Origin of the sequence: Bacillus sp. NPDC093026 (assembly GCF_044754665.1) — a bacterium.
Taxonomy (GTDB): Bacteria; Bacillota; Bacilli; order Bacillales; family Bacillaceae; genus Bacillus; species Bacillus maqinnsis.
This window is the reverse complement of the sequence record NZ_JBIVPN010000002.1, coordinates 225,494-250,892: the sequence shown is the minus strand read 5'-3', so window position 1 is coordinate 250,892 and position 25,399 is coordinate 225,494. Positions and strand designations below refer to the sequence as shown.

34 protein-coding genes and 1 pseudogene are annotated in these 25,399 nt (G+C 40.7%); 5 read left to right on the top strand and 30 right to left on the bottom strand.

The annotated features are described in order from the left end of the window. Positions 1-121 precede the first annotated feature (121 nt). Together ACIQCE_RS06210 and ACIQCE_RS06205 are read right to left on the bottom strand one after the other, a co-directional pair. The gene (locus ACIQCE_RS06210) at positions 122-640 is read right to left on the bottom strand and encodes a YwhD family protein (RefSeq protein WP_400494032.1); all 519 of its coding nucleotides are present in this window, start codon (positions 638-640) and stop codon (positions 122-124) included. A gap of 12 nt (positions 641-652) precedes the next feature. Further along, the gene (locus tag ACIQCE_RS06205) at positions 653-1,315 is read right to left on the bottom strand and encodes a site-2 protease family protein (protein WP_400494031.1); all 663 of its coding nucleotides are present in this window, start codon (positions 1,313-1,315) and stop codon (positions 653-655) included. A 106-nt stretch (positions 1,316-1,421) separates the two neighbouring features. Between ACIQCE_RS06205 and ACIQCE_RS06200 the strand changes: the two genes are divergently transcribed. Beyond that, the gene (locus ACIQCE_RS06200; protein WP_353854299.1) at positions 1,422-1,607 is read left to right on the top strand and encodes a 2-hydroxymuconate tautomerase; all 186 of its coding nucleotides are present in this window, start codon (positions 1,422-1,424) and stop codon (positions 1,605-1,607) included. A gap of 56 nt (positions 1,608-1,663) precedes the next feature. On the opposite strand, the gene ACIQCE_RS06195 is transcribed toward ACIQCE_RS06200, so the two are convergent. From ACIQCE_RS06195 to ACIQCE_RS06180, 4 genes are all read right to left on the bottom strand, one after another. Further along, a complete protein-coding gene (locus ACIQCE_RS06195) occupies positions 1,664-2,473 on the bottom strand; it encodes a zinc-dependent metalloprotease (RefSeq protein WP_400494030.1) in 810 nt (269 codons plus the stop codon). Positions 2,474-2,706: 233 nt separating this feature from the next. Continuing rightward, the gene (locus ACIQCE_RS06190; protein ID WP_400494029.1) at positions 2,707-3,207 is read right to left on the bottom strand and encodes a YwgA family protein; all 501 of its coding nucleotides are present in this window, start codon (positions 3,205-3,207) and stop codon (positions 2,707-2,709) included. A gap of 30 nt (positions 3,208-3,237) precedes the next feature. Continuing rightward, on the bottom strand, positions 3,238-4,539 hold the full coding sequence (locus ACIQCE_RS06185) for an HD domain-containing protein (RefSeq protein WP_353854296.1): 1,302 nt from the start codon (positions 4,537-4,539) through the stop codon (positions 3,238-3,240). Positions 4,540-4,707: 168 nt separating this feature from the next. After that, positions 4,708-4,929 carry a YuzB family protein gene (locus ACIQCE_RS06180; RefSeq protein WP_353854295.1) on the bottom strand — a complete coding sequence of 74 codons (222 nt, stop codon included), beginning with the start codon at positions 4,927-4,929 and terminating at the stop codon, positions 4,708-4,710. A 239-nt stretch (positions 4,930-5,168) separates the two neighbouring features. On the opposite strand from ACIQCE_RS06180, the gene ACIQCE_RS06175 reads away from it, so the two are divergent. Next, the gene (locus ACIQCE_RS06175; RefSeq protein ID WP_400494028.1) at positions 5,169-5,969 is read left to right on the top strand and encodes an RsfA family transcriptional regulator; all 801 of its coding nucleotides are present in this window, start codon (positions 5,169-5,171) and stop codon (positions 5,967-5,969) included. A gap of 34 nt (positions 5,970-6,003) precedes the next feature. Here ACIQCE_RS06175 and ACIQCE_RS06170 read toward each other — a convergent pair whose 3' ends face one another. From ACIQCE_RS06170 to pta, 14 genes and pseudogenes are all read right to left on the bottom strand, one after another. Further along, entirely contained in the window at positions 6,004-6,237 is a 234-nt protein-coding gene (locus ACIQCE_RS06170) for a DUF5970 family protein (protein WP_400494027.1), read from the bottom strand. Positions 6,238-6,292: 55 nt separating this feature from the next. Then, positions 6,293-6,520, bottom strand: a complete 228-nt coding sequence (locus tag ACIQCE_RS06165) for a DUF5970 family protein (RefSeq protein WP_400494026.1) — start codon at positions 6,518-6,520, stop codon at positions 6,293-6,295. A gap of 2 nt (positions 6,521-6,522) precedes the next feature. Beyond that, positions 6,523-6,762: a stage II sporulation protein M gene (locus ACIQCE_RS06160; RefSeq protein WP_353854291.1), complete on the bottom strand. Its 240-nt coding sequence runs from the start codon at positions 6,760-6,762 to the stop codon at positions 6,523-6,525. Positions 6,763-6,984: 222 nt separating this feature from the next. After that, a complete protein-coding gene (gene lipL, locus ACIQCE_RS06155; RefSeq protein ID WP_400494025.1) occupies positions 6,985-7,833 on the bottom strand; it encodes an octanoyl-[GcvH]:protein N-octanoyltransferase in 849 nt (282 codons plus the stop codon). Positions 7,834-8,107: 274 nt separating this feature from the next. Beyond that, on the bottom strand, positions 8,108-8,503 hold the full coding sequence (locus ACIQCE_RS06150) for an SMI1/KNR4 family protein (protein WP_400494024.1): 396 nt from the start codon (positions 8,501-8,503) through the stop codon (positions 8,108-8,110). Between the two features lie 80 nt (positions 8,504-8,583). Further along, entirely contained in the window at positions 8,584-8,820 is a 237-nt protein-coding gene (locus tag ACIQCE_RS06145; RefSeq protein ID WP_400494023.1) for a hypothetical protein, read from the bottom strand. Between the two features lie 142 nt (positions 8,821-8,962). Continuing rightward, positions 8,963-9,325, bottom strand: a complete 363-nt coding sequence (locus ACIQCE_RS06140; RefSeq protein WP_400494022.1) for a hypothetical protein — start codon at positions 9,323-9,325, stop codon at positions 8,963-8,965. A 75-nt stretch (positions 9,326-9,400) separates the two neighbouring features. Next, on the bottom strand, positions 9,401-9,688 hold the full coding sequence (locus tag ACIQCE_RS06135; RefSeq protein WP_400494021.1) for a hypothetical protein: 288 nt from the start codon (positions 9,686-9,688) through the stop codon (positions 9,401-9,403). A gap of 84 nt (positions 9,689-9,772) precedes the next feature. Beyond that, positions 9,773-9,847, bottom strand: a pseudogene (locus tag ACIQCE_RS06130) (pre-toxin TG domain-containing protein); the annotation flags it as partial. A gap of 306 nt (positions 9,848-10,153) precedes the next feature. Continuing rightward, positions 10,154-10,489, bottom strand: a complete 336-nt coding sequence (locus tag ACIQCE_RS06125) for a DUF7957 family protein (RefSeq protein ID WP_353854289.1) — start codon at positions 10,487-10,489, stop codon at positions 10,154-10,156. After that, positions 10,486-12,279, bottom strand: a complete 1,794-nt coding sequence (locus ACIQCE_RS06120; protein WP_400494020.1) for a T7SS effector LXG polymorphic toxin — start codon at positions 12,277-12,279, stop codon at positions 10,486-10,488. Before ACIQCE_RS06120 ends, ACIQCE_RS06125 begins: the two co-directional genes overlap by 4 nt. An 11-nt stretch (positions 12,280-12,290) precedes the next feature. Beyond that, positions 12,291-12,569, bottom strand: coding sequence for a YwqI/YxiC family protein (locus ACIQCE_RS06115; protein ID WP_400494019.1), 279 nt, complete (start codon positions 12,567-12,569; stop codon positions 12,291-12,293). A gap of 1 nt (position 12,570) precedes the next feature. Next, positions 12,571-12,981 (bottom strand): YwqH-like family protein, encoded by a 411-nt coding sequence (locus ACIQCE_RS06110; RefSeq protein WP_400494018.1) that lies wholly within the window; start codon positions 12,979-12,981, stop codon positions 12,571-12,573. A gap of 245 nt (positions 12,982-13,226) precedes the next feature. Next, a complete protein-coding gene (gene pta, locus ACIQCE_RS06105) occupies positions 13,227-14,198 on the bottom strand; it encodes a phosphate acetyltransferase (RefSeq protein ID WP_400494017.1) in 972 nt (323 codons plus the stop codon). A 236-nt stretch (positions 14,199-14,434) separates the two neighbouring features. On the opposite strand from pta, the gene hemQ reads away from it, so the two are divergent. Both hemQ and ACIQCE_RS06095 read left to right on the top strand, forming a co-directional pair. Continuing rightward, entirely contained in the window at positions 14,435-15,199 is a 765-nt protein-coding gene (hemQ, locus tag ACIQCE_RS06100; protein WP_400494016.1) for a hydrogen peroxide-dependent heme synthase, read from the top strand. 114 nt (positions 15,200-15,313) lie between these two features. After that, positions 15,314-15,457: a hypothetical protein gene (locus ACIQCE_RS06095; RefSeq protein ID WP_400494015.1), complete on the top strand. Its 144-nt coding sequence runs from the start codon at positions 15,314-15,316 to the stop codon at positions 15,455-15,457. A gap of 49 nt (positions 15,458-15,506) precedes the next feature. On the opposite strand, the gene ACIQCE_RS06090 is transcribed toward ACIQCE_RS06095, so the two are convergent. Continuing rightward, a complete protein-coding gene (locus ACIQCE_RS06090) occupies positions 15,507-15,986 on the bottom strand; it encodes an Lrp/AsnC family transcriptional regulator (RefSeq protein WP_400494014.1) in 480 nt (159 codons plus the stop codon). A 145-nt stretch (positions 15,987-16,131) separates the two neighbouring features. Between ACIQCE_RS06090 and ACIQCE_RS06085 the strand changes: the two genes are divergently transcribed. After that, on the top strand, positions 16,132-17,370 hold the full coding sequence (locus tag ACIQCE_RS06085; RefSeq protein WP_400494013.1) for an MFS transporter: 1,239 nt from the start codon (positions 16,132-16,134) through the stop codon (positions 17,368-17,370). 74 nt (positions 17,371-17,444) lie between these two features. Here the strand turns inward: ACIQCE_RS06085 and ACIQCE_RS06080 are convergent, their stop codons facing one another. Genes ACIQCE_RS06080 through ACIQCE_RS06040 form a run of 9 tightly spaced genes read right to left on the bottom strand, consistent with a single transcriptional unit; the run spans position 17,445 to position 25,393 of the window. Next, positions 17,445-17,900 (bottom strand): dTDP-4-dehydrorhamnose 3,5-epimerase family protein, encoded by a 456-nt coding sequence (locus ACIQCE_RS06080; protein WP_400494012.1) that lies wholly within the window; start codon positions 17,898-17,900, stop codon positions 17,445-17,447. Next, entirely contained in the window at positions 17,893-18,747 is an 855-nt protein-coding gene (rfbD, locus tag ACIQCE_RS06075) for a dTDP-4-dehydrorhamnose reductase (protein WP_400494011.1), read from the bottom strand. Before rfbD ends, ACIQCE_RS06080 begins: the two co-directional genes overlap by 8 nt. Before the next feature lie 3 nt (positions 18,748-18,750). Beyond that, on the bottom strand, positions 18,751-19,716 hold the full coding sequence (gene rfbB / locus ACIQCE_RS06070) for a dTDP-glucose 4,6-dehydratase (protein ID WP_353854281.1): 966 nt from the start codon (positions 19,714-19,716) through the stop codon (positions 18,751-18,753). A gap of 11 nt (positions 19,717-19,727) precedes the next feature. Then, entirely contained in the window at positions 19,728-20,462 is a 735-nt protein-coding gene (locus ACIQCE_RS06065) for a sugar phosphate nucleotidyltransferase (protein WP_400494010.1), read from the bottom strand. Positions 20,463-20,464: 2 nt separating this feature from the next. Beyond that, complete coding sequence (locus ACIQCE_RS06060) at positions 20,465-21,493, bottom strand: PseG/SpsG family protein (RefSeq protein WP_400494009.1); 1,029 nt, start codon at positions 21,491-21,493, stop codon at positions 20,465-20,467. Then, positions 21,490-22,230 (bottom strand): cytidylyltransferase domain-containing protein, encoded by a 741-nt coding sequence (locus tag ACIQCE_RS06055; protein ID WP_400494474.1) that lies wholly within the window; start codon positions 22,228-22,230, stop codon positions 21,490-21,492. The genes ACIQCE_RS06060 and ACIQCE_RS06055 overlap by 4 nt, the downstream gene beginning before the upstream one ends. Continuing rightward, positions 22,220-23,344: an N-acetylneuraminate synthase family protein gene (locus ACIQCE_RS06050; protein ID WP_400494008.1), complete on the bottom strand. Its 1,125-nt coding sequence runs from the start codon at positions 23,342-23,344 to the stop codon at positions 22,220-22,222. The genes ACIQCE_RS06055 and ACIQCE_RS06050 overlap by 11 nt, the downstream gene beginning before the upstream one ends. Before the next feature lies 1 nt (position 23,345). Next, complete coding sequence (locus ACIQCE_RS06045) at positions 23,346-24,218, bottom strand: GNAT family N-acetyltransferase (protein ID WP_400494007.1); 873 nt, start codon at positions 24,216-24,218, stop codon at positions 23,346-23,348. Continuing rightward, on the bottom strand, positions 24,215-25,393 hold the full coding sequence (locus ACIQCE_RS06040) for a DegT/DnrJ/EryC1/StrS family aminotransferase (protein WP_400494006.1): 1,179 nt from the start codon (positions 25,391-25,393) through the stop codon (positions 24,215-24,217). The genes ACIQCE_RS06045 and ACIQCE_RS06040 overlap by 4 nt, the downstream gene beginning before the upstream one ends. Positions 25,394-25,399 lie beyond the last annotated feature (6 nt).

Below are 25,399 nucleotides of genomic sequence, written 5' to 3'. Positions count from 1 at the left end.
CATGAAAAAACCCGAGATGAACAAATCTCGGGATTCTCCATGTCCTAGCTTTAACACCAGTTTACTCAAAAAACAGCTAGAATGGGTAGCCTTCCAGCCATTCTTCACAAAAAATTCACAATTAATCAGCGACGGCGAGACCTTTTTTCAATTCATCTGTTGATGCTTCCCAAAGAGCTTCATTATGTGTCTTTAAGAAATCAGCGAGTACCTTCTTGGACGAATCATCCATATGGTCCACGATGATGTTACGTTTCATTGATTTATCCATTAAATTCACATGTTCTGGGAGCGACTTATATCCGCGGCGAATCGAACGGTCGACCGTCATTTCACATGCCGTCACCCCTGCGTAATAAGGACCCACTTCCCTGCGGTCAATGGTCACCCACACGAGCCAATATGGTTTTCCGTTTGGAACCTCTTCTTTATTTTTCAAAAATTTAATTCCTTTTTCTACTGCACTTCTTGCATGCATCGCACCGATATCAATGAAAGCTTCCTTCTCCTCCACATCAATAATGACGGGTGAGATGTTATCAAGGCTGAGCGCACCTGCCCCAAAACCTCCATGCCCGTCAGTTGCATCTGTTTTTTTAATGATATTAAAACCAATTGGTTTCTTTTTTTTACCTTCCATTCATCTGACCTCCTAAAGCAGCGGCTTCAAAATAAGATTAAACCAGTATATGATTTGATCCCGCATTCCGATCAATGGACCAAACACAAACTGTCCCAGCGGTGTGATCACGAATATGAGAAAAATAATGATCCCATATTGTTCAAATTGCGTCATTTTCGCCCGGATACCAGGGCTGACGACGTCCTCAATAATTCGATACCCATCCAGCGGCGGAAGTGGGAATAAGTTAAATAGGAACAAGATGACGTTTAAGTTAATAAAGATTAAGAAGAAATTATCGATTCCCGGCTCAAAGCGCATGACCCACTCCCCGCCAAATTTCTGAAGAAGCACATACACAAAAAAGCCCAAAAACGCCAGCACCAAGTTACTTAAGGGCCCAGCAATGGAGACACAAATCCCTGCTAAGCGCGGTTTTTTAAAATGGTAACGATTCACCGGTACAGGTCTCGCCCAGCCAAACCCGGCCACAAAGATCAAAATCGTTCCGAATATATCGAGATGCTTCAGTGGGTTTAACGTGAGTCTCCCTTGATTCTTAGCCGTCGGGTCTCCAAAACGATAAGCAACAGATGCATGAGCCAGCTCGTGCATCGTGAACGCAACAACAAGCGTAATGGCGACAAATGGAATGAGTTCTAATGGATAAACAAACAATTGGTCCAAAGACATAAATCCCTCTTTCTTTCTATACAATGATTTACTTCATTCAGTATACTATAAGAAGTTCCTTAAACTAAAGGGAAGCGTAACATTGAAGGAAAAAGGAGGATTGAATATGCCGATTGTCACCGTACAAATGCTTGAAGGAAGAACAGATGAACAAAAAAGAGCACTTGTGGAAAAAGTAACAGCTGCAGTTGTGGAAACAACAGGCGCAGGAGCAGAAAAAGTCTCTGTCATTATTGAAGAAATGAAAAAAGAACACTATGCCGTAGCAGGAAAACGAATGAGCGACCAGTAAGCATATAAAAGGACAAACCCCTCGTGTTTGAGTGTTTGTCCTTTTTGTTTCTTATCTTATCTATACCAAGCTTTATTACGATTCACTTGATTTTTATGTGCAGCATCAAAAAAATCGACTGTGTAAGAATAATCATAATTCATTAAGCAAACAATACCACTTCCTTGAGGGTCATGAGGTAAACCAAAGTTATGACCATATTCGTGAGTAGCTGCTTTCGCTGTATTCGCTGTTCCTTGATCAAGGTTAACGGCAAATGCACTTCCGCTCGGAGCACTATTATATACATAAGCGATACCGCCAGCATCAAAGTTTGGATTTGCTGTAAATCCTGTCACAAAGTCATACCCTCTGCCATCAAAGCTACGCTGAAGGTTTGAAAGAATTTGATCAGCGTTAGACCCAGAAGACGTCCAAGACCCTACGGCTTGTACAACAAAATCGACATCGTGGTCACGATTAAATGTGACATCCGCTTGCTCAATGATGCTGGCAATACGTGTTTGCCAATCGCTATATTTCGCACGATACTGTGCATCTGCCACTGCATAGACTGTCACTTTTTGACTGCCTGTGCTTGCTTTCGTTGAAATAGAATCTCCTGTATTCGCCTTAAAGGTTCTTGATCCAACCTGCTTACCAGATTCATCTAAAACCTTTGTCGTTACATCACGCTCAATTGAAGGAGCTGTCATCAAATCTTTAAAATCGTTTGCCTTTGGCAACCCATCACTGATATGTGTTTCAAATGGCACATGATGATCATGATCATGACCTGCACTCGTTAATGGTGCTGAAGCAGAACTTACCCCCGGTAACAAACTACCTACCAATAAAAATGACAAAAAGACTGATCGTTTTCTCATTCCTATCCCTCCTTTGTTTTTAACAAGGTTATATATTCACTGAAAATTCACCATTTTCCTTCTATTCAGTCAAAAACAGGAAGTTAGATTCACAAGAATGTAGTCTAATGACGACATATTCACTAATTTTTCAGATATTTTGGCACACATTTCATTAGTAAATAGCGCTTTTGGCATGGGTCCTCACAAACAAAAAAAAAAACGCCCGAATTCTGTCGGGCGTTTTGGCAAAACTAGCACAATTCTCTTAATTGATCAATATAATTAAGTGCGGCTTCAAACTCTTCGTCCGTATACCGCTGCTTCCTTTTAATTGTGAAGACCTTTTCCTTCACCTCATCTTGAGACAAGTCATCAAAGTATAAAATCGTCGAGACGAGCTCAAGAAAACGGGACGATTGCTGATTCATCTGCTGAGTAATCCTCTTAACGTCAGGCATGTCCACTTCACACTGATCGAGAAATTCCTTCCCATTATCCGTTAGCGAATAGCGATATTGATAGTATCCGCCCTTTTTTTCCTTCATTTCGTCCAAGAATCCAAGGTTACACAGCTCTTCAATCCTGAGCGTCAACTCCTCTGAATACGGACCATAAAAATGAAAATCGTATTTCTCATAAAAAGGCAAGTCTAACTTTTTTGCTATGTAAATCATTTTTTGCAGCTTCTTCCGTCCAACGATTTCTCCTGATTCAGAGAATACCTTCATCAACTTTGCATGTTCTTTCAACAAATTCCCGACATCTCCTTTTTCAGTACTTCCTTATCCCAATCCAAGCAGCTTCATGATCGCCTTCTTTTCTTCAGCTTTTTCCGACATATCTACAATTAAGTCCATCGGGAAATAAAGTTTGTGATCGGTTCTTCGTTTACCGGAAATGGCGTCGACAATATCTGACTGTCTCGACAGTTCTTTAATATGACCACTCTGTGTCATGAGGTGAATCGGCAGTCTCTCTTCTTCTTCCCCCGGTCTGTAGAAGTCATAAGGTAAGTCAGAGGAAGAGTCGACCACTAAATAATAATCTGGATCAATGCCTGCCTCTTTGAACAAGGCAGTCAACTTAAAAAACTTCGTCATTTCTTCGTTTGGATTAAACTCTGTATATTGGAATAAACGGCGGTTCATAAAACGGCGACACAAATCAGCGAGCACGTGGTCCTCTTCATCTTCCCACGCTTGAAAATAAAACAAGACAATGGATTCATCCAGCTTAATATAATCCTCTGTTGTGACATTCCCCTCAAAAATCGAGTAAAAATGAACAGGGGCATGTGTAAACATATAGCCGGTTTCATGCAGCTCTTTCGCTCGATGAAGGATTTTCGTTAAAATGACTTCCGCACTGCGTGTAACTGGATGGAAGTATACTTGCCAATACATTTGATAGCGGCTCATAATGTAATCCTCTACGGCATGCATCCCACTCTGCTTCATCACAATTTGATCTTCTCTCGGACGCATTACCCGCAAAATACGTTCCATATCAAAATGACCATAGCTGACGCCTGTGTAGTAAGCATCACGCTGTAAGTAGTCCATCCTGTCGGCATCAATTTGACTGGAAATCAAACTGACCACCTGTTTGTTTTGATATGTTTTTGCAATCACTTCAGCCACATGCTTCGGAAAATCGTCACTAACTCGGCTCAACACTTCATTCACTTCAGTTTTTCCTAGAATAATATCTCTTGTGAACGATTCATGATCTAAGTGGAAGACCTTTTCAAAGGAATGAGAAAACGGACCATGTCCGAGATCATGAAGCAAAGCTGCGCTCAGCACAAGCTCACGTTCCCCTTCATCCCATTCAGGGCGCCCTTTAAACACATCATCTACAATCCGTCTCACAATCTCGTATACACCGAGTGAATGATTAAACCGGCTGTGTTCTGCACCGTGAAACGTCAAATAAGTTGTTCCTAGCTGTTTTATTCGTCTAAGGCGCTGAAATTCTCGTGTTCCTATTAAATCCCATATTAATGCGTCCCGTACGTGGACATAGCGGTGCACAGGATCTTTAAATACTTTTTCTTCAGATAATTTCCCTTTTGGATACGCCATCGTTTCGTCCCTCTTTTTTAAGACGTGTTTCTATTATATCGGGAAAATTCCCCCGAAAACATCCTTGAATTTGTTGGAGAATGTGTTCTCGTTGATCAAACGGACGGAAAAAGCCCGCCCTGACAGGGACGGACCTTTTTTTGAACGACTGAATACATTCAGTGACATTTATTTGACTTTCTTTTGAATCTTTTCGAGTAGTTCATCTTCTGTTGGTGCTGATAATGGGCGATTGTTCACAAACGCAAATGCCTTTTTTCGTCCTGGACCACAATAGGATTGACAACCAATCTCAATTTTCGCATCAGGATCAACCGATTTGAGTCGAGGCAATAACGTCTTTAGGTTCGTCGCATCACAATCGTCACATACGCGAAACTCATTAGCCATTGTCTTACGCTTCCTTTCAATGATAAAACTTCGTTTTATATGAAACAGTTGGACAAGCAATCGTTAAGAATATACCACCCAACATTGTACATCGAAGCGGCTGGACTTGCAAGACGCATTCTGTTACCTAACATGTTCATATAAAAGCTAGTATTTTCCACTATCCTTTTAGCAAACTTGTATAAACCATCATGAACTTGGCTAATCTAATATCATCAAATCATTTGGGGGTTTAAACAATGTCAAAACAAAGACAAGATGCCTGGTCAGAGGAAAATGATCTCCTTCTGGCAGAAACCGTCTTACGTCATGTTAGAGAGGGCAGCACACAGTTGAATGCCTTTGAAGAAGTAGGAGATAAGCTCAATCGCACCTCGGCGGCATGCGGGTTTAGATGGAATGCCGTTGTCAGACATCAATATGAAAAAGCATTGGCACTGGCCAAAAAACAACGAAAACAACGAATGCGCGCACTCGGCAATGGACAGCCTGCGAAGAAACGCTTACTATATCAACCGCAAGTAGAGGACACAATCACAAATGAGGAATTATCTCAAGAACTGAAACCAGCACAAAAAGAAACATTTGCACCTGCGGCTGAAACAGCAGAACAGCTCAAGTTTGTAGATCAAAGTTACAATGAAGAGTTAGCTAGTTTGTCACATTTATTGTCACAGTCATCCCACGTCAAGGAGAAAAAAACGGAAGCTCCTCCTGTCAAGCAGCGCGAGGAACTAACAATAGAAGATATCATTCATTTCTTACGCCGCTATGAAGGCGAGGGACAACAATCTTCTGCCTTGCGTATGGAAAACAGCCGGTTAAAACGTGAAAACAGTGAACTTTCAAATAAAGTCGCGCAATTAGAAGCCGAAGTGAAAAAGCTTGAAAAGGATCAGCTCACCATTCAAGAAGATTATGAAACACTCGTAAAAATTATGAACCGTGCAAGAAAACTAGTTTTATTTGAGGATGAAGATAATGCCGCACCAACCTTTAAAATGGATCGCAACGGCAATCTTGAAAAAATGGCCGAATAACAAAAAGTGCTCCCCACCTGAGGGAAGCACTTTTTTAAATATCCAAAAACAGCATCACACTAAAAAGGACATTGATCAGAAAAACGAACATAAAGATATACTTCACCTGTCTCACCTGAAAATCACCAAAGATAAAAATATAAAGTCCTGCGATTCCAAGTGTCAGTACAGGCTGAAGAAACGGTACGAAAAGCGAAATACCATAGCCGGCTCCAATCATGATAGGGAGCCAAAGTAAATAAAGGTAACTGCCGTTTTTTGATTTCAAGATACGACTCCTTCCGGCTTCACCATACTAGATGTTTCATCCTGTCGCTCTCTATTTACGATTGTTTGTCAAAGTAAAGCGCAATACTAGCTAAAAGGTTCAGAACAAAAATGAGTAAGAAAAAATAGTTGACCCACTTGTTTTGAACAGAAGAAAATATAAACAAATACAAACCAACAAGCCCAAATGTCAATACAGGAAATAAAAAAACATGAGACATTGACACAAGACAACCCACTGCTAGTATAACTGGCATACCTAAAAGATAGTTGGTCGATTTCAAACTCATCTCTCCTTACAACATAAAAAAGGTGTCAAATAAGACTCCACGAAGGCTGCACTGATTATTAGAACAACAACAAAGACCGCACACATAGTGATCTGTTTAACTCCAATCTTTAAAGCATGTTCTCGATTCGTAAAACATAAATCCCAGACCATCTTTATGCTCATAAAACCGATTGAACCACTTAAAAGCAGTGCAGGAATTTCAAAAAGTCCATGTGGAAAAAGAAGACAGAACACTCGAGTAAAAGATACACCACTATTTTTTCAAATATACTCACATGATACACTATGTTTTCAAGTAAAAAATAAACAATATGAGCTATAGAGTTTTTCATTTTATCTTCCCATATATGAAGCATTATATATCACAATATTTCCATTTCCAACATCTTTCTTGAAAATTTTACCCACTTTTTATGATATAAACTAAATTAAAAAGCTTGTAGAAAAAACCTTTCTCTACAAGCTAAATACCTTCTCATTCCGCTCGATCATGCGCATCATGTTTTTCTCAAACTCTAACTGTTCCTCTGGGGTTAGACCGGAAGCTGTCTGCTGATCACTGAGCTTTTTTAGCTCTTCTAGCAAAAGACGCATGAGAAACATACAGTCAATCGGTTCACCTATTAATTCAGATAAGGATGCCATCGTATCAGGCTGAATATCTGGATATGCGGCTTTCACTTCTTGTCGTTTATCCTTTAATGCCGCCTCATAAAACCGGAGAATTAAATCTGCTCGCTCCCTGCCGCTTCCATCTGCACACAAATAGATTTGCACGGCAACCCCCCCGCGCAACCTGCGCTGAGAAATACCTGCGAATTTCTTCCCATCAATACTCAAATCGTAACTTCCTGGGCAATAAGAACCGACAATCTCATAAGCTTTAATATCAGCCTGATACATCGCAAGCATACGACGGATCAACGCCACCATCGCATCATACCCGCGGTCGATATCTATGCCTTTCTTTTGTTCTGCAAAAATTAAGGAAATATTCAATACGCCTTCATCCAGAACCACAGCAAGACCGCCTGAATTCCGCACGATTACACGATAACCCTCTTCTTTAAGTAGTCTCACGCCGTCTTGAAGGAAGGGAAGTCTCGTATCCTGAATCCCAAGCACAATCGTATTGTGATGCACCCAAGAGCGCGCCGTCGCTGGCGATAAGCCTTTTCCAACCGACGTACAAAGCGTATCATCCATGGCAAAAGATTGCTTCGCATCCACATAAGGACCCAGACTCGACTGGTCAATGATTCGCCATGTTGGCTGCGTCAGTAACTCAATAGGTTCATTTTTCATCTCCTACATATCCTCTCGTTCATAAACTGTGTTTATTATAACATGGGAGGAATGGAGGGAAAATAAGTGACATGCCAAGGGTGTTGTTTGATCTATTTTAAAAAAAGCTCTGTGACAATGGGCGTCACAGAGTGTTTCAGTTGGATGATTTGGTTTTCTTGTTCTTGGTTTTCATGATGAAATAAACAGTGGCGAACAAAATGAAAGGTACCCCAACCATGAGACCGGCAGCGATCAATGTGTTCCAAGGCAATGTGATCATCTCCTATATGGATCATGTTTCTATGATACAGCCATCACTTACCCATTTTATCAAGTTTTCGGTCATCAACTCCGCATGCTGAGGGTCCATCACACCAGCATCGACGATCCATACTTTTTTCTCTTCTTCAGCCTGTTGCATGAGAAATACTTGCCCGCCGCCATCATCGCCAATCGCCACATAGCCGTTTGCATAATGATGGACCTCCCACGTTTCATTACGTTCCACAATGTCCTCAGTACCGTATAGAAGTAGCTCACCGCCAATGGATAACCCATTGATATGTTTCAGTAAGGCTTTATAGGCATGAGGCAAAATCATGTTGAGTTGGAATTCTAGCTCTTTGATGTGTATGTCAGTTGCTGGTTCGTTCATGAGCAAGTTTGGGATTTGAGGTAAATTGATCATTTTTTGAGAGCCTCCTAAAAGGTTGAGATATATTTTAACCAGCTGATTTTTTCATGACCCTTTTATACATTCGCTTTATGTCATTCGTTTAGAAAGAGAAAGGGATTTAGATAGTCATTGTCACTATCCAAATAAGCTCTTACTCCGACTATAATACAGACCTTTTGGAAATCTTCATTTTTTTGAATAATCCTTCGAGCATCCTTATATCTTTTATATATTAATTGAAGAACACCTTGATTTATCTCATGAGAATATTCTTTTTCTAGAATGATTACTATTTGAACTTGTTTAGTTAGCTCTTCTTTTTTGTTCATTTAACGCCACTAAAGACTCCGCACTTTTTCATTCCCTTATCAATGCAATAGGCCATCTTTGTAATAGAAGTATCTGATCACATCGTCTTTTAGTGTAGGTATACTATTTTTCAACTCTATTTATTTAAGACTTCACCTTATATTAATAAATATCTAATCGTTGACAACTAAAACTTATAAAATCGCCTTCAGCTATATCTCCTGGTAGATTGTTATCCAATTCTAATAAAAGTTCACCTATTTTCACTTTTTCATCATGCTTATCAATTAATTGTCCTATAAATCTATAGCTAAAATTATCATCTAATTTTTCAATTCTATACTCTGACATTTCAGCTTTCACAAGGTCTGAGACATTTAAACAATAAATAGGCTCTAATAGTTCACTTTCTTCAAGGTAATTTAATGGTTGTGCAAAACACATTATTTCAAGTTCACCATCTGTTACAATTACTTCAGCTTCTGAAGCTTCTTGTGAAATCCAGTTTATTTTTTTTATTTTCAATGCGATCACCCTTTTCTTACTTCTTTGTTTTTATCCCTAAACTTGGTGCTTTTTTAGAAAGTTCTTTAACCGATTTTATATGAAATGTGGTGACATTTCCTGTTTTCTATCGAGCCCAACAAATCCGTATTTTGCACTTCCCTTTCCACCAACAAGTCTCACATATCCATTCAGTTCTGGTACATATTGTCCCTTCTGAATAAGGTGGTTTGCATCTTCAAGATAATTTTTGATATTGTATTGGTTTTTACCCATTGCATCCATTATCTCTTTGCTATGCTTTTCATAATGAATAATAGCTTCATCACCTTTGAATTTAATCAGTTCACCCGCACCCTTAGCCGGCTTCTCAACCCTCTTCACCACATTCTTCCCTTGATCAATCTTAAAAACATATTTCCCGCCTTTAATGATTTTCATAAATGGGATGATGGAGACTGCGGATAGGGCTTGGTCTGTGCTGCTGATGTTTTGGCTCGTTTCGGGGTCTTTGCCTGTGACGGCTCGGTAGCCGTCGTAAATGCCGCTGTATTCTAGGATGATGTTTTCGGCGGGCTGAGATGACTTCGCCGTTTAGATATACGTTCGGATGATTTGCTTATTGGCGGAAGTGGTTGGCATCTGATACGATATCAGAGATAATTGATCCCTTTATCGCCACGAGCTTTGTCATTCTCGTTAGTTTTTTAATTATGTTATGCCAAAACCATCCCAGCTATTAAATAAGTAAAGCAAAAAACCTTGAAAGACATTTAGCCAATCAAGGTTTAGATTTATTTAATTAGTCAAATTTCAAACTTTTTCTCTTGAAAATACTACTAAAAATAATTATTTAACGATGTCTGCACCTATTATTTCTCCATTAGTTATATCAAGATAAAACCTTCTACCATAAAAATCAATTACACTGACTTTATTATCTTTTTCGCTAAAACCAACATAAGGGAATTTTCTATTTCCTATAAATTCGGTTTTAGGTTCTTTTATTTTCCATAATATGTCGCAATTATAATTGATTGCATACACATTATTTAAAGACCCATCAATTTCCAAAAGTATAAGAATTATTTGATTTAAAATTTTTACTTCTTGAATATTTTTATCGAAGGAGACCTCTTTTTCTCCTATAATTAATTTATTTTCATCAATCTCTATTTTATTCATTTTTTCACACCTATTCGTCTTTCATTACCAAATTCACCGATGTACTGACCCATTAAATCAAATTGACTCCCTCCACCTTTATGTCCAAATAGAGGGTTCACGATACCATTTCTTATTACAGTGTCCTTTTCCAGTTTTAAATCTGCTATATATTTCGGTTGATAAGGTAAAGCAAATTTTTCTTGTATTTCTTTGGGATTTAGGTCTTTAATGTCCTCTAGCTTCATGAACCAGCCCCCATACATTTTAGAGTTCTCTCCATCGTAAACTCTTACAAAAGTAGTAGGCTTTGTTAACTTTAGTTCTTTTACAATTGTCCCCGGTTTATATGGAGGTTGATTATATCCCATTTCATCATTCCACCATTTATTAACTTCCTCTGCAGATACCTCTCTTTCCACCTTAGCGTTTTCTAATTTCGGTTGATGATTTCTATCTAATATATTCCCCTTCTCCACCCTCTTAACCATCTTCCCGCCTTTATCAACTTTGAAAAATACCTTCCCAACCTTCGCTAATTTCATGATGGGCATGATGGAGACTGCGGATAGGGCTTGGTCTGTGCTGCTAATGTTTTGGCTCGTTTCGGGGTCTTTGCCTGTGATGGCTCGGTAGCCGTCGTAAATGCCACTGTATTCTAGGATGATGTTTTCTGCGGCTGAGATGACTTCGCCGTCTAAGATGCGTTTGACGTTTCCATGGCTTCGGCTTTCTGGGATGTTGTCGACTTCTTCGATTTTTACTTCGCCGTTTACGATATACGTTCGGATGATTTGTTTATTGGCGTAAACGGTATACCGCCCGCCAATGTAATCAATGTCTGATGGGTCTGTGACCACTTCATCTGCGATATCGAATTCTTTGAGCTTTTTGATGCCTTTTACATTGTATAGTTTACCATTGATCACCCTGATGTCTCCATGAATCCGGTTTTTTCCGATCACGGCTTCTTTTTGCAATGGGGTAAGCGATGGGTCGTTTGCTTTTCCTTCTCTGTTGATGTTTTGGCGGGTCTCATTGCGAACAACCGCATCCACATTCGCTTGCTCTTTTTCATTCAGCTTCCTCAGCATAATCATCATTGGGGGTTCGTCAGGATTGTCTATTTTTTCATTCAATTCACTGATCGTACTGCTCACTTTTTCTGCTTTTCCATCTTTGAAAATAGAGCCTTTTTGATAGCTGGTGATCTCGATTTTTGGACCAGTGAACATGGTGCTTAGGGTGTCTATGTATTGCTTCATTGTGTGAAGGGAGCTTTCTGTTTCATGTAAAGCACTCGTTTGTTCCCTGTCAAATGCATGAAGCAGTCCAATGGTTCTTGAGGTCTCAAGCCATGCTTTTTGATAGCTTTGTTGAAAAGCAGATTCATCTACATGAGGCAAATGCACAATATGGCTGACCTTGCCGAGGGCTTGATTGACATCTGATACGATATCAGAAATGGTCCGTTCGGCTTTTTTTAACCCTTGGTCAAGCTCGTGTTCAATGAATGATTGAGAGATAAAGCCATTCGGGTTTGGTTCAAGTGCATGGAGTGCCTGCTTTGTCTTTTTTAGCGCACCGCTGTATTCTTCAATGACGACCTGAAAGAATTGCAGAAAAGGAATATGGCATTCTTCATAAAACGCTCGAATGGCTTCTCCAGTCTTGCCCTTTAGTGCGCCATCTAGTGAGATGATTTGATTGATTTGTATTTCTAGGGATTTGATGTTTTGTGATTGCTGATTTAACGCATCAAGCGTCCTGTCAATTCCGTTTGTCAGCGCATAGGCGTCAAGGGTTTTCATTTCGTTCTCCTTTACTTTCTTTTACTGGCAGACGCAAGCGCTTTATCGGTTTCAATCATGGTGTCGACGGCTTGTTCTGTTTGTACAAGCTGTTTCTGAAGAATTTCTATATATGATGTAATGAATTCATTCAACTGCTGATTGATCACTTCGATTTTGTCTGTTGTTGAGAGCTGGTTTTTCCCTTTGATGGTTTTTGGAAGTGATGATTTCATTTGAGAGGCTGCCTGTTCGGCATTGTTCAATGCTCGTTTGATATGACTTGCATCTATTTTGATTTCTCCGCTCATATTAATTACCTCTTTTTTCTTCCATTTGTTTTTGCTTCTCTTTCTCTATTTTACTTTCGACTGATCGAATCTCATTCTCTAAGGATTGGATATCTGATATTAGGTCATTCATTTTGTCATCAATTTGATTCAATAGATTATTGAGCTGTGTACTCTTTATCTCTTGGCTGGCAGATGTCATCTCATCACGAAGGTCATCAAATGTATCTGCTAACCTTCCAAACCATGTATGTGATGTAAGAGCAGGTTGAGTGATTATATGGTTAGCATCCGACAGGAATGCTTTAGCCGCTTTTACTTCTTTGCGGCACATTTTGAGTTCTATGATTTGTTCTTTTTTCAAGGATATGTCTGCCTTTAACGAATACAAAGCCGTTGTATATTCTATCATCATTGCTCCAGATATTGTCATACACCTCTATTCCTCCATTATCCTTACCTATTCTACCATTTTTTAGCGTATGAGAGATGGAACTGAACACGAATTCAATGAAAATGAATCATATGTATTGGGCTTTTATACCTATTAATGATGTATTTTCTTTTATTAATCTAGGTGACACACGTCTATTCTCCCTGTATTTTCAGGCATAAAAAAACAGTTAGTTTCAAATTTTCTCGAAACTAACTGTTTTTACAGGTTTTTTGACCTCTATATTATATCGCTTGAGCCGCTGTGATAAGCGCAAGGTTGTAAACATCTTCAGCATTACAGCCTCTTGAAAGATCGTTTACTGGTTGATTTAAGCCTTGTAAAATTGGACCTACAGCTTCAAAGTTACCTAAGCGCTGTGCAATTTTGTAGCCAATATTTCCAGCTTCTAGGCTTGGGAAAACAAATACGTTTGCGTCCCCTTTGATGACAGAGTCTGGTGCTTTTTTCGCTGCAACAGACGGAACGAAAGCTGCATCGAATTGGAATTCTCCATCCAGTACAAGCTCAGGTGCTTTTTCTTTTGCGATGCGAACCGCTTCTGAAACTTTTTCTGTTTCATCAGATTTAGCTGAGCCTTTTGTTGAGAAGCTAAGCATTGCCACACGCGGTTCAATGTCAAACATTTTCGCTGTGTTGGCACTTTCGATCGCAATCTCAGCAAGATCTTGGCTATCTGGTGCAATGTTGATGGCACAATCAGCAAACACATATTGCTCTTCACCGCGAGCCATGATGAAGACGCCAGATGTTTTCTTCACGCCTTCTTTAGTTTTAATGATTTGAAGTGCTGGGCGCACTGTGTCAGCAGTTGAATGTGCTGCACCACTCACAAGACCGTCTGCAAGACCTTTATACACAAGCATTGTACCGAAATATTTTTCATCAAGTAATGCTTTTCTCGCCTGTTCTTCTGTTGCTTTTCCTTTACGTCTTTCAACGAAAGCTTGGACAAGCTCTTCAAAACCTTCATATGTATGAGGATCATACACGTCAACACCATTCAGTGTAAGACCTAATTCTTTTGCTTTTGCTTCGACTTCCTGCTTATTACCGATCACAATCGGCTGTAGTACTTTACCATCTGCAAGTTTGTGAACCGCTGTTAAAATGCGTTCGTCCATTCCCTCAGGAAAAACGATCTTTACTCCTTTACCTGCAACCTTTTCCTGAACTGTTGAAAAAATATCTGCCACTTATATACCCTCCTTGATTTTACAAAAAAAGCGTTCTCTTTTAAGCATACTCTTCTTCCACATAAATTCAAACTACCAACTTACATTATAGCGCTTACAATTTAAATTCTTATTTTTCAAACTAATTTAATCAAACTCATTAAAGACTGTACCGTTCAAGTTTTGATCACATCTCCATTTGAACAATCTATGTTATAGTTGGAACAGATGGAAAACTGTAAATAGGAGTGAAAGAAATGAGCGAACAACATACAACAAATGAAGCAGCTCAAACACTAGACGGGTGGTATGCGCTGCATGATTTTAGAACCATTGACTGGACAGCTTGGAAGCTGCTGACAAGTGATGAGCGCCAAGCCATTATTCATGAGTTCACAAGTCTTTTAGAAAAATGGAAAAAGGCGGAGCACGATAAGGCTGGAAGTCAAACTATCTATAGTATTGTCGGCCAAAAAGCAGATATTATGCTCATGATTTTACGTCCAACAATGGAAGAGCTAAATGAAATTGAGCTTGAATTCAACAAGTCACGACTAGCTGAATTCACGATTCCTGCATATTCCTATGTCTCAGTTGTTGAACTAAGCAACTACTTAGCAAGCGGCGAGGGTGACCCTTACGAGAACCCTCATGTACGTGCGCGTCTATATCCAGAGCTTCCCTCTTCTAAATACGTGTGCTTCTATCCAATGGATAAAAGACGGTCTGGCAATGACAACTGGTACATGCTCTCAATGGACGAGCGTAAATCGCTAATGAGAAGCCATGGCTTAATTGGCAGAAGCTATGCTGGAAAAGTGAAACAAATCATTACAGGCTCTGTCGGTTTTGATGATTACGAATGGGGCGTCACACTTTTCTCTGACGATGTCCTTCAGTTCAAAAAACTAGTGTATGAAATGCGTTTTGATGAAGTGAGCGCACGTTATGGCGAATTCGGTTCCTTCTTTGTCGGTAACCGATTAGCAAACGAACAACTGGCGTCTTATTTCCATGTTTGATAAGCTCTGAAGGCTTCGGGTCCATCCGAAGCCTTTTTATGTAATCGTTTAGATAGGTGATCTCATCATGAGAACTTCCCTATTGCCATTTTTGCATTAACGTCTTACCGCACAATGATGCTGGCACATGAAGCGTCGACACTCGCATCTACATTAAGTCATTCTGCCTTTACTAGCGGGAATGCCGGCGGTGCAGCACTTGGCCATCTCACCATTGAGATGCTGGAACGTTCATTGGGCTCATCATCACCATTATGAGCTATCAGTCAGATAAACATATGACAAGGACTTGAGAACAGGTCCTTTTTTATTTGATGATCGTCATGTCTGGCTCTCCTATTTTTTTCACACGATCCTGTACTGGATGGGAGAAGGAGAGCTCTGACAATACAATATGAGAGACCGTTTTAGTAAAACCAGACACCTCTTGGATAAACGATTCAATCTCCTCAAGTGAAGCGACAGACAGCTTAATGAAAAAGCAAGACTGTCCAGTCACACGATAAGCAAAAAATGCACGCGGATGCTGATCCATAAATGTCACAAAGCGCTGATACTCTCCGTTTAACACCGTAACTTCAAGTAAACAATCCATGACAAGCCCTAGTTTTTTATAATTGACTTGTACGGAATACCCTTCGATAATCCCTGCATCTTCTAGTTTTCGGACCCTTTCTGCTACCGCAGGAGCTGACAAATTGACTCGTTTGGACAATTCTCTCATGGATAAGCGCGCGTCTTCTCTCAATTCATTTAAAATATGCACGTCAACATCGGTGATTTTCATTCGTTAATCTCCTATCTCAAAATCGTTTCATTTGAAACATATTTTATGACAATACTTAAGATATGAAGTTCAAAATAAAACTAAATATTGGTAGAATTTATTCTAACGTAACTAAATGAAAAAGCAAGTATGGAGGGATCACCTGATGAAAGAAACTTTAGACAACCAGGTCTCAAAAACATTTCCCATCACACTTGCCATTGCGCTCACACTTGGCGTATTTACGGCGGGATCGGAAGAACTGGTGATTTCGCCACTACTGCCTGATTTATCTAACTCCTTTCAGCACTCTCTTGAGATTCTCGCTCTTTCCATCAGTATTTATGGCTTAGCCGTGTTGATCGGAGCACCACTATTTGTTCCTTTAGGGGACCGGTATTCAAGAGAACTGTGTTTAGTGGTCGGACTTTCTTTCTTTTTGATTGGAACCATTATGTGCGCTGCTGCACCTAATTTGGCGGTGTTTTTTGCTGGTCGAGCCATATCTGGGCTGGCGACTGGTGTATTTGTGCCAACGGCTTATGCTCTTGTGGGCGACAGGGTTCCTTACCAATATCGAGGCAAAGTGATGGGCCTCATTGTGTCGAGCTGGTCTCTTTCTCTTGTCCTTGGTGTACCAATCGGAGCCTTTATCGGTCAAAATCTGAACTGGCGCTGGACGTTTTGGATTTTCGCTATCATGAGTCTTGTTGTCCTGCTGCTCGTCATCCTTGAATCACGAAGACAAGTGACCAAATCAGATACATCTGTCGCCGAATCTAGGGAGAAAACAGGCTCGTTATGGCATGCATTGAACATTGAACGAGTACCCGCCTATCTGACAGTGACATTCTGTAATATGCTTGGATTTTATGGCATGTACTCATTTTTAGGAACCTATTTGCAAAGTCTGTTTGAGGGAGGACAATCATCAGCAGGACTCCTCATCATGGTATATGGTATTGGCTTTTCAATGAGCATCTTTACTGGTAAGCTAGCAGATTTTTTTGGAAAAACACGGTCTTTATTTATGGTCCTCGGTGGAATGACGATTGTTTTAGCCTTACTTCCCTATGCGCCTTTTTCATGGATATTCTTGATTTTTGCGCTATTGATTTGGGGTGCTATGCAAAGTTTATCGGTCACATTGCTGAGCACAATTTTGAGTGAATGTTCTCAAACGTACCGCGGGAAGATCATGGCTTTTTATAGCCTTGCCTCCAATCTTGCGGTCATGCTCGGTTCAGCACTTATGGGACTAGTCTATGTTCACTTTGGATATCATACAGTCGGGCTTCTTTGTGCGCTGATTACCTTTGTAGGTTTTATCATTAGCTTAAGCAGTTACAAGCGCGAGCTTTCACGTTCTGTTCATCAATCAAACCATCTTTCAAGAAACACCTAGATTCATTTCACTTCATAGTCAGGAGTCAAATCAACATGAACAAGACCTTTCTCCTGCGAAAGGTCCTTTCTCTCTTATTTAAACGTCGTTTCCCAATTAAATCCGATCGTCTCATCATTCCAAGCGATTCTCTTTTCATCTGGGTTTTTCGGGTCATAGGATTCTGTTGTAAAATAAACAATTTGCAGCGGCGTCTCGCCTAGTACACGATAGCCATGTGCGACACCCTTTGGAATGAGAAGTAGCATCGGATTGTCTTCACCCATATAATAAACATCCGTTTGACCATTTGTGGTTGATCCCTCTCGCAAATCGTATAAAACAACCTGTGCATGCCCTGCTGGAAAAAACCACACGTCATCTTGTTTTTCGTGATAATGAAACGCTTTAATCACACCTGGATAGCTTTTTGACCACGAAGCCTGCCCAAAGCGCTTGAGCATCGGTTCATCATCTCGAATGAGTTCTGCGAAAAAGCCTCGATCATCGCAATGCTTGATTAGTTTTTTGATTTGGACACCATCAATCATGTTGATGCCATCTCCCTTCTTTCTGCAAATACTCTTGAAGTGCCTCCTTCCAATGTCTCGGTTGCCAGCCTGTGGCCTCAATCGCTTGAAGGTCTAACACAGAATACGCTGGACGAGGTGTTTGGAAGCCATACTCCTCGGTGGAAATCGGTTCAATGGTTGTAGATCGTCCACTCCTTGCAACAATTTCTTTTGCAAATTCAAACCAGGAGCAGCTCTCCTTATTACTGACATGATAAATGCCAGATGCCTGATCAAATAAATGAATCAAAGCCTCTGCTACATCCTTTGTATAGGTTGGAGAGCCAAACTGATCATTCACTACACGTACATGATCTTTTGTATCAGCCAGTCGAAGTATGGTATTTACAAAATTGTGTCCTCCATGTCCATACAGCCATGAGGTGCGTATGATTTTCACTTCGTCTGACACAAGCCGAATCAATTCCTCTCCAAGCTTTTTGCTCTTTCCATATATGGTTTGGGGATCAGCTTGATCATCAACCTGATAAGGAGCGCCCTTTTGACCATCAAAGACATAATCTGTACTGACGTGTAATACATCTGCCCCCACCTGCTTTGCTTCCAAAGCTGTGTAGTATGCACCAATCCCGTTGACGAGATAGGCTTTTTCTGTTTCTGTTTCACATTGATCAACTGATGTATATGCAGCCGCACTGACGACAATGTCGGGTCGGTAATGTCTCATTGCATGTCTGACCGCTTGTTGATCAGTGATATTGAGCATACTCCTTGTTAATGAAATAACGCTCATATCTTTTTCCTTAAGCTGTTTGCTCAATTCCTTCCCTAATTGGCCGCCTGCACCGGTGATTAAAACCTTCATCCGTCACCCTTCTTCGCTCTGATCGAATTTGGCACGATACCAACTGATCGTTTTTTCAATACCTTTTTCAAATGAAGTAGCTTGTGCCCAGCCGAGCTCTTTTTTTAGCTTACTGGCATCAATCGCATAGCGTCTGTCATGCCCTTTTCGATCTTGAATAAACGAAATTTGGTCATGACTGATACCGAGGCTTGTTAGAATGGTTTTCGTTAAGTCGAGATTCGTCTTCTCGTTGCCGCCACCAATATTGTACACCTCTCCGGCTGTCCCTTTTTCCAATATCAGTTTCACGGCCCTAGCATGATCCTTCACATACAGCCAATCACGAATTTGTTGACCGTCTCCATAAATCGGAATTTTTTCTCCATTTAATGCTTTTCGTACAATGGTTGGTATTAGTTTCTCTTCATGCTGATAAGGTCCATAGTTGTTGCTGCATCGTGTAATCATTGCAGGTAATTGATGTGTGTGAATATAAGATTTCACAAGCAGGTCGGAACTCGCCTTACTTGCTGAATAAGGATTATTCGGTGAGAGTGGTGTTTGTTCTGTGAAAGCAGGGTCATTCAGCTCCAGATCTCCGTACACTTCATCTGTTGAAATATGGATCAGTTTTTTCGCTTTTCCTTTTAAGACAGCTTCTAAAATACGATACGTGCCAAGGACATTTGTTTGGATAAAAGGTTCTGCCGACTCAATACTGCGATCGACATGCGACTCTGCTGCAAAATGGATGATCGCATCATAGGTTTCATCAAAGACTTGATTCAACTCATGCTCCTGTGTGATGTCTCCTTGAATAAAACGAAAATGAGACAATGCTGATAATGAATCCATCTCATCTGGATGACTGGCATAGGTTAATTTATCAAATACTGTGAGCCGGACATCTGATTCTTGAAGCATTAGCTTTACGAAATTCAGACCAATAAATCCTGCTCCACCTGTAATTAAATAAGACTTCGTCATACGTATCCCTCTTATTCTTCTTTTTTCTCAATGATTTTAAACATTTTCATAGATGCCAGGTGCAGGGACTCATGTGTTCCCGCATCAATCCACCACCCATTTAACATATCATAGGTCAGTTGGCTATTTGAGATATAGAGATTATTCACGTCTGTAATTTCTAATTCGCCTCGGTCTGATGGCGAAATTTTTTCAATATATTGAAAGACTTCTTGATCATAAAAATAAATGCCTGTGACACAATACGATGAACGCGGATGCTCCGGCTTTTCCTCTATTGATAAAATACGATGATGCACTTCATCAATTTCTGCAATGCCAAATCGCTTCGGGTCTTCCACTTCTTTTAGGAGCACCTTTGCCCCGCTCTCTTGTTTTTTAAAAGCTTCAACAAAAGGAATTAACGAATCCTCAAATACATTATCACCGAGCATAAGCACAAACTTTTCACCTGTCACAAATGGCTTTGCATAGGATAAACCGTCAGAAATGCCCGACGCTTCCGGCTGTACTTGATAGACAATGTTCATTCCGAGTTCTTGATCACCTTTAAGCAACTTTTGAAACTGCGGGATTTGTTCTTCCTGTGAAATGAGCATGACGTCTAATATACCTGCCTCTTTCAGCTTGAACAATGACCAATAGATCATCGGATATGGGCCAACCGGCAACAAGTGTTTATTGATAATATTGGTTAATGGCGCTAGGCGCGATCCCTTTCCGCCTGCTAAAATAACTCCTTTCATCACTACACATCCTTATGTTCTTTTTGGTGATGATTCATGAGGTTTATAAGAATGTTTTTGACTCGATTCATTCCTTTTCCATCAATCAGTGTCCGTCCATTGAGATGAATGCTTTTACGAAGAAAGTAGCTGTTAGACAGTTTCTGAACAGCTTGTAAAATGTCCTTCTCATCAACACGATCACCTAATCCAAGATGCAAACACGCTCCCTTTTTCGCAAAACGGCTAGCCGTAACCGCTTGATGGTCTACTTGTGAGAGCACAATGCAAGGAACCCCGATACATACAGCCTCATATAAAGTCATGCCACCTGCAACCAGTGCCAAATCGGCTTCCCAAAGGCGTGTTGATAATTGATCTGTATGGCGAATGAACTGAATATGTTCTGTCTCTTCTTGTTCATTTGTTTGAGAAGCACTTCCTGAAACTGCTAGAATATTTAAATGATCTGTGGATATGAGTGCAGATACAACCTTTGACAATAAACCACGTGGATCACTGCCCCCAAGGCTAATGACAACCTTTTTGCATTCTTTTCGAACCTCATACGTGTCTTTCAATTTACAAATCTCGTGATCTAACAATAAATAAGACGTTCCACTGAAATGTTCTGTGCCGTTCACTTGAATATGCTGTTGCTCAAGACCACCATAAATGCCATTCACCACTACATCAGCAAGTTGACAGGCTTCTTCTCTCTTTTCCTCAAATAAGACCAGCCTTACAGAGCCACAAGAAGCCTTGATCATTTGAAGAGTCTTAAGGTCGTATTCAAGTACATCAATGAGCAAAAGATTTGGTCCAATCACTCCTATTGCTTGCTGTAACTCAAAAAGAGCATTTGCTTCCTGAACCTTGACAACGTGCCACTCTGGGTGCGAAAGCATTTCCACACATACTTGCTCGTTTGTATAGAAAAAGAGTTGGTTCCCTTCTTGCAGTAGTTCCTTTGCTAAACGTTTCATTCTGACGACATGCCCCATACCTCTTAAAAATCCACCATATACAACAATCATGATTTTTTTGTTCATTCAGCATCCTTCTGTCTGACAAACTGGTTTAAACGAACAATCTCTGGGTCCTGTTCACAGATTGATATTAGCTCAGCGCACGACACAGAAACTGAACCACCTGCTTTCTCAAACAAACGGGTCGCAAATACATAGTCTTCTTCAGTGTCAATTGTGAATCGATAAGTAGGATATGCAAGTTCTTTGGGCGGTGTGAATAATTGGTGGTGAAATTGCTCCGGATGCTTCCTAATATACAGCGTGACATGTTCACGCTCCGCATGAGTGAGTGGAAATTTGTCGATTTCATTTAAAATAGGGGCATAAATCATTTCCCCGGAAATACCGAGTGGTGTACCGCTCGTGTATGTGTAATCAGCATTCTCCTGCATATGTTTTTCAATCATTTTCGACAAAAGTGTCGGATCTATGAATGGGTTATCCCCTGTCAAACGTACAACCGTATGCGGTTCAAACTGACGTACAATGTGTGAAAATCGGTGTAATACGTCTGTCTCACTGCCTCGAAAAACTTTGTAGCCTTTTGACATACAATAATGGGCTAGCAGGTCATCTTCTGCCTCTACCGTTGTTGCAATGATAAGGTTTTGCGTTTTTTTATTGTAATGACCTGATTGCTTTACCCGCTCAACAATCAAATCAATAAGTGCCATGCCGCCTATAGATTTCATCACCTTTTTTGGCAGTCTCGTGGACCCCATCCTAGCTTGTATCACAAACAGCACATCAGTCATTATCTTGGGACTCCTGCGTAAGCACGTCTTTCCATGAAACCCCTGAATGAGCTGGAATATCTCTCGTCGCTTTTGCTCCAAGTAAAACTGTCATGTATCGCGGGTGCAGTCCTTGGCTTTTTTGTCCTGGGCGCAAAACCGCTAGATTTTCTAGTGTAAGTGTCTCTCCCTTTGTAATGTCCTTTGTTGTAAAAATCCCTCGATACGCAAAATTGCGAATTTGACCTTCAATAGCTGTTGTCCTTTTAAAAGAACTACCAAGTAGCTCCTCTGACACAGAACAAGTACTTGTCGTTGTTTGACCGCGCTGTTTCTCCGCTACTCGAATGTGCTGAACCATTTCTTTTAATTCTTCAGGGCTCAGCGCAAAAGAATGATCTGCTCCAGGTAAAGTTTTATCAATCGTAAAATGTTTTTCGATGATCGCAGCCCCAAGCTGCACTGCGGCAACAGGTGCTTCAGTTGGATGCTCACTATGATCGGAAAAGCCAATGACTGCCTCAGGAAAAGCCAAAGTTAAGGTTTGAAGTACACGAAGGTTTGTGTATTCCCTTGGGGCTGGGTACTTCGCTACACAATGCATAATAGCTACTTGTTTATTTTGCTGGCTGGTAATCGTTTCATATGCTTCATGAACATCTGCAATCGTTGCCCCAGCTGTAGAGAAAATAATGGGCTTTTGATATGCAGCTATGTGACGCAGAAGGGGTACATGATTGATTTCATAGGATGCCAGTTTAAAAGCGAACGGATTTGTTTGATTCAAAACGTCCGCAGATTCTTCGTCACACACTGTGCTTAAAAAAATAAGCCCCTTCTCTTGACAGTGTTTTAATAAGACTGGCAGCCAATCTGGCGGCAGCTCCATTTGTTCCACCAAAGTAAAAATAGAGACTTCTTCTCCTTTGGCTGTTTTATATAAGCCAGGATCTCTTTGATACATCCGATCTGCCTGAAACATTTGAAATTTCACAGCATCGGCACCCGCCTCTTTCGCCACATCTATCAAAGCAAGCGCCTGATCCAGCTTTCCGTCATGGTTAATCCCTGCCTCTGCAATGATAAAGACAGGTGCATCGTCACCCACTTTGCGCTCCCCAATGTAGAAATGTGCCATCTTATCCCTCCCCTTTTTTCGGCCATACATGATAATACAGAAAAGCATTCATTGTCTTAAATCCCATCTTCTCGTATAGCTGAATGGCTGAGATGTTATGAAGCTGTGTTCCAGCGGAAATGAAATGATGCCCTCTGTCATAAGATAACTTCATTATCTCTACAAACAGTCTTTTTCCAATTCCTCTCCCTCGAACATCCGGTCTAATGGCAAAAAGCTCAAGCGCCATCTTATCGCCCTTTGTCATCCCTTGAATCAAACCAACTACTTCACCATTCAACTTTGCCACTAGATTGATATCTGCGCGTCCATATAAATTATTTCTCATCCATTCCTGATAAAAATGCTGGACAACCCTTTGGTCTAAAAAAGGGTCTAAGGCATACCTGCTTTTCATAAATGCTTGATGACCTAGTGAAGCTGCCGAATCATACTCGTTTTCATCAGGTACACCAAACTCCAAATCATGATCTAATGTCACCTCGATTCGAGCAGGCGGCGCCTCAAGCCGCGTGAGCCCGCCGACATAGTACGCATGTGGCAACTTTTGTACTATACGATTTTTTTGAAGATCAGCGGCTTCAAGACGTAAAAAAAAGAAATCACATTTTTCCGTTCTCATCCAATTAATAAAGCGTTCCATCAACTCTTTAAATGCAAGCGGTGACTTTGCTTCCGCAAATTTCACATGAAAGATGTGCAAATCAAAAATGCCACTCTCCCATTTTGACCATTCGTATAAGAGCACAGCCTGTAGCTGAGCTCTGCTGACAAGGGCAAACTGCTTGAAACCAGTCATGTTTTCAGCTTGATGTCCATATTCCTCCAGCCAAGCTGCCAACACCTGATCGTCTATTGCGTGAACGACCTTCATAAAGTCGCCTTCTTCTTTTTTAGAATGGACAACACTGCTGTGATGACATCCTGAACATCCTCATCTGACATGCTTGGATAAAGTGGAAGAGAGAGAGTACGCTCATAATAGTTGAGTGTTTCAGGAAAATCAGCCGGTGCATAATTGAACGTTTTTTTATAGTAAGGATGTAGATGAACTGGAATGAAGTGAACACTCGTGCCAATTTTATATTCCTTTTGCAACTGATCAATCATCTCATCACGTGTGATGAAAGCTAGTTTTGGGTCAACTTGGAGTACATACAAATGCCAAGCATGCCTTCCGTCTTGGTGGACAGGGGGCAAGATCAGTCCAGCCTCACCTTGAAAAGCCTGATTATATGCCGTTGCAATCTGTTCTCTTCGCACCTGCATGTCATCCAACCTGCTTAGCTGTACGAGCCCTAAAGATGCCTGCACATCAAACATGTTCATTTTAAAGCCAGGTTCTTCTACCTCGTAATACCATGTTCCCTTTTCCCCGTAACGATTCCACGCTCCCTTACTCATGCCATGAAGCGATAGTCTTCTCATTCTTGCTGCAAGTGCATCATCATTCGTTGTCAGCATGCCTCCTTCTCCTGTCGCTACGTTCTTCGTCGCATAAAAACTAAAGGCGGTCGCATCACCAATAGATCCGATTGGCTGATCGTGGTACGTTGTGTAGAGAGCATGTGCTGCATCCTCCAGCACAAACAAATCATACTTTTTGGCAATGGCTAAAATCCGGTCCATATCGCATGATTGACCAGCAAAATGAACAGGTACAATCGCCTTTGTGTTTGGTGTGACGGCAGCCTCAATCTTCTCCGCATTTATATTAAGGGTAGCTGGATTAATATCAACAAAAATGGGCTTCGCCCCTGTATGGATGATGGTATTAGCTGTTGCACAGAACGTCAAAGGCGTTGTGATGACCTCATCGCCTGCACCGATCCCTCTCGCCTTTAACGCTAAAAACAGTGCAGCTGTACATGAATTCACAGCAATGGCATGTTCCGCACCTGTCAATTGTTTAAACTCTTCTTCAAACTGCCTCACTTTTGGTCCGGTTGACAGCCAGCCAGACTTTAATGTATCAATGACTTCATCCATTTCTTCCTGCTTAATGAAAGGCAGTGCATAAGGAAGAAATTTCGCTCTCTTTTGTTCCATATCGCT

What these genes read in the sequence shown, in the direction of transcription:
- ACIQCE_RS06210 (WP_400494032.1), bottom strand. Translation starts at nt 640, where the DNA reads ATGGAAGGTAAAAAAAAGAAACCAATTGGTTTTAATATCATTAAAAAA.
- ACIQCE_RS06205 (WP_400494031.1), bottom strand. Translation starts at nt 1,315, where the DNA reads ATGTCTTTGGACCAATTGTTTGTTTATCCATTAGAACTCATTCCATTT.
- ACIQCE_RS06200 (WP_353854299.1), top strand. Translation starts at nt 1,422, where the DNA reads ATGCCGATTGTCACCGTACAAATGCTTGAAGGAAGAACAGATGAACAA.
- ACIQCE_RS06195 (WP_400494030.1), bottom strand. Translation starts at nt 2,473, where the DNA reads ATGAGAAAACGATCAGTCTTTTTGTCATTTTTATTGGTAGGTAGTTTG.
- ACIQCE_RS06185 (WP_353854296.1), bottom strand. Translation starts at nt 4,539, where the DNA reads ATGGCGTATCCAAAAGGGAAATTATCTGAAGAAAAAGTATTTAAAGAT.
- ACIQCE_RS06180 (WP_353854295.1), bottom strand. Translation starts at nt 4,929, where the DNA reads ATGGCTAATGAGTTTCGCGTATGTGACGATTGTGATGCGACGAACCTA.
- ACIQCE_RS06175 (WP_400494028.1), top strand. Translation starts at nt 5,169, where the DNA reads ATGTCAAAACAAAGACAAGATGCCTGGTCAGAGGAAAATGATCTCCTT.
- lipL (WP_400494025.1), bottom strand. Translation starts at nt 7,833, where the DNA reads ATGAAAAATGAACCTATTGAGTTACTGACGCAGCCAACATGGCGAATC.
- ACIQCE_RS06150 (WP_400494024.1), bottom strand. Translation starts at nt 8,503, where the DNA reads ATGATCAATTTACCTCAAATCCCAAACTTGCTCATGAACGAACCAGCA.
- ACIQCE_RS06145 (WP_400494023.1), bottom strand. Translation starts at nt 8,820, where the DNA reads ATGAACAAAAAAGAAGAGCTAACTAAACAAGTTCAAATAGTAATCATT.
- ACIQCE_RS06125 (WP_353854289.1), bottom strand. Translation starts at nt 10,489, where the DNA reads ATGAATAAAATAGAGATTGATGAAAATAAATTAATTATAGGAGAAAAA.
- ACIQCE_RS06120 (WP_400494020.1), bottom strand. Translation starts at nt 12,279, where the DNA reads ATGAAAACCCTTGACGCCTATGCGCTGACAAACGGAATTGACAGGACG.
- ACIQCE_RS06115 (WP_400494019.1), bottom strand. Translation starts at nt 12,569, where the DNA reads ATGAGCGGAGAAATCAAAATAGATGCAAGTCATATCAAACGAGCATTG.
- ACIQCE_RS06110 (WP_400494018.1), bottom strand. Translation starts at nt 12,981, where the DNA reads ATGACAATATCTGGAGCAATGATGATAGAATATACAACGGCTTTGTAT.
- hemQ (WP_400494016.1), top strand. Translation starts at nt 14,435, where the DNA reads ATGAGCGAACAACATACAACAAATGAAGCAGCTCAAACACTAGACGGG.
- ACIQCE_RS06095 (WP_400494015.1), top strand. Translation starts at nt 15,314, where the DNA reads ATGATGCTGGCACATGAAGCGTCGACACTCGCATCTACATTAAGTCAT.
- ACIQCE_RS06090 (WP_400494014.1), bottom strand. Translation starts at nt 15,986, where the DNA reads ATGAAAATCACCGATGTTGACGTGCATATTTTAAATGAATTGAGAGAA.
- ACIQCE_RS06085 (WP_400494013.1), top strand. Translation starts at nt 16,132, where the DNA reads ATGAAAGAAACTTTAGACAACCAGGTCTCAAAAACATTTCCCATCACA.
- ACIQCE_RS06080 (WP_400494012.1), bottom strand. Translation starts at nt 17,900, where the DNA reads ATGATTGATGGTGTCCAAATCAAAAAACTAATCAAGCATTGCGATGAT.
- rfbD (WP_400494011.1), bottom strand. Translation starts at nt 18,747, where the DNA reads ATGAAGGTTTTAATCACCGGTGCAGGCGGCCAATTAGGGAAGGAATTG.
- rfbB (WP_353854281.1), bottom strand. Translation starts at nt 19,716, where the DNA reads ATGACGAAGTCTTATTTAATTACAGGTGGAGCAGGATTTATTGGTCTG.
- ACIQCE_RS06065 (WP_400494010.1), bottom strand. Translation starts at nt 20,462, where the DNA reads ATGAAAGGAGTTATTTTAGCAGGCGGAAAGGGATCGCGCCTAGCGCCA.
- ACIQCE_RS06060 (WP_400494009.1), bottom strand. Translation starts at nt 21,493, where the DNA reads ATGAACAAAAAAATCATGATTGTTGTATATGGTGGATTTTTAAGAGGT.
- ACIQCE_RS06050 (WP_400494008.1), bottom strand. Translation starts at nt 23,344, where the DNA reads ATGGCACATTTCTACATTGGGGAGCGCAAAGTGGGTGACGATGCACCT.
- ACIQCE_RS06045 (WP_400494007.1), bottom strand. Translation starts at nt 24,218, where the DNA reads ATGAAGGTCGTTCACGCAATAGACGATCAGGTGTTGGCAGCTTGGCTG.
- ACIQCE_RS06040 (WP_400494006.1), bottom strand. Translation starts at nt 25,393, where the DNA reads ATGGAACAAAAGAGAGCGAAATTTCTTCCTTATGCACTGCCTTTCATT.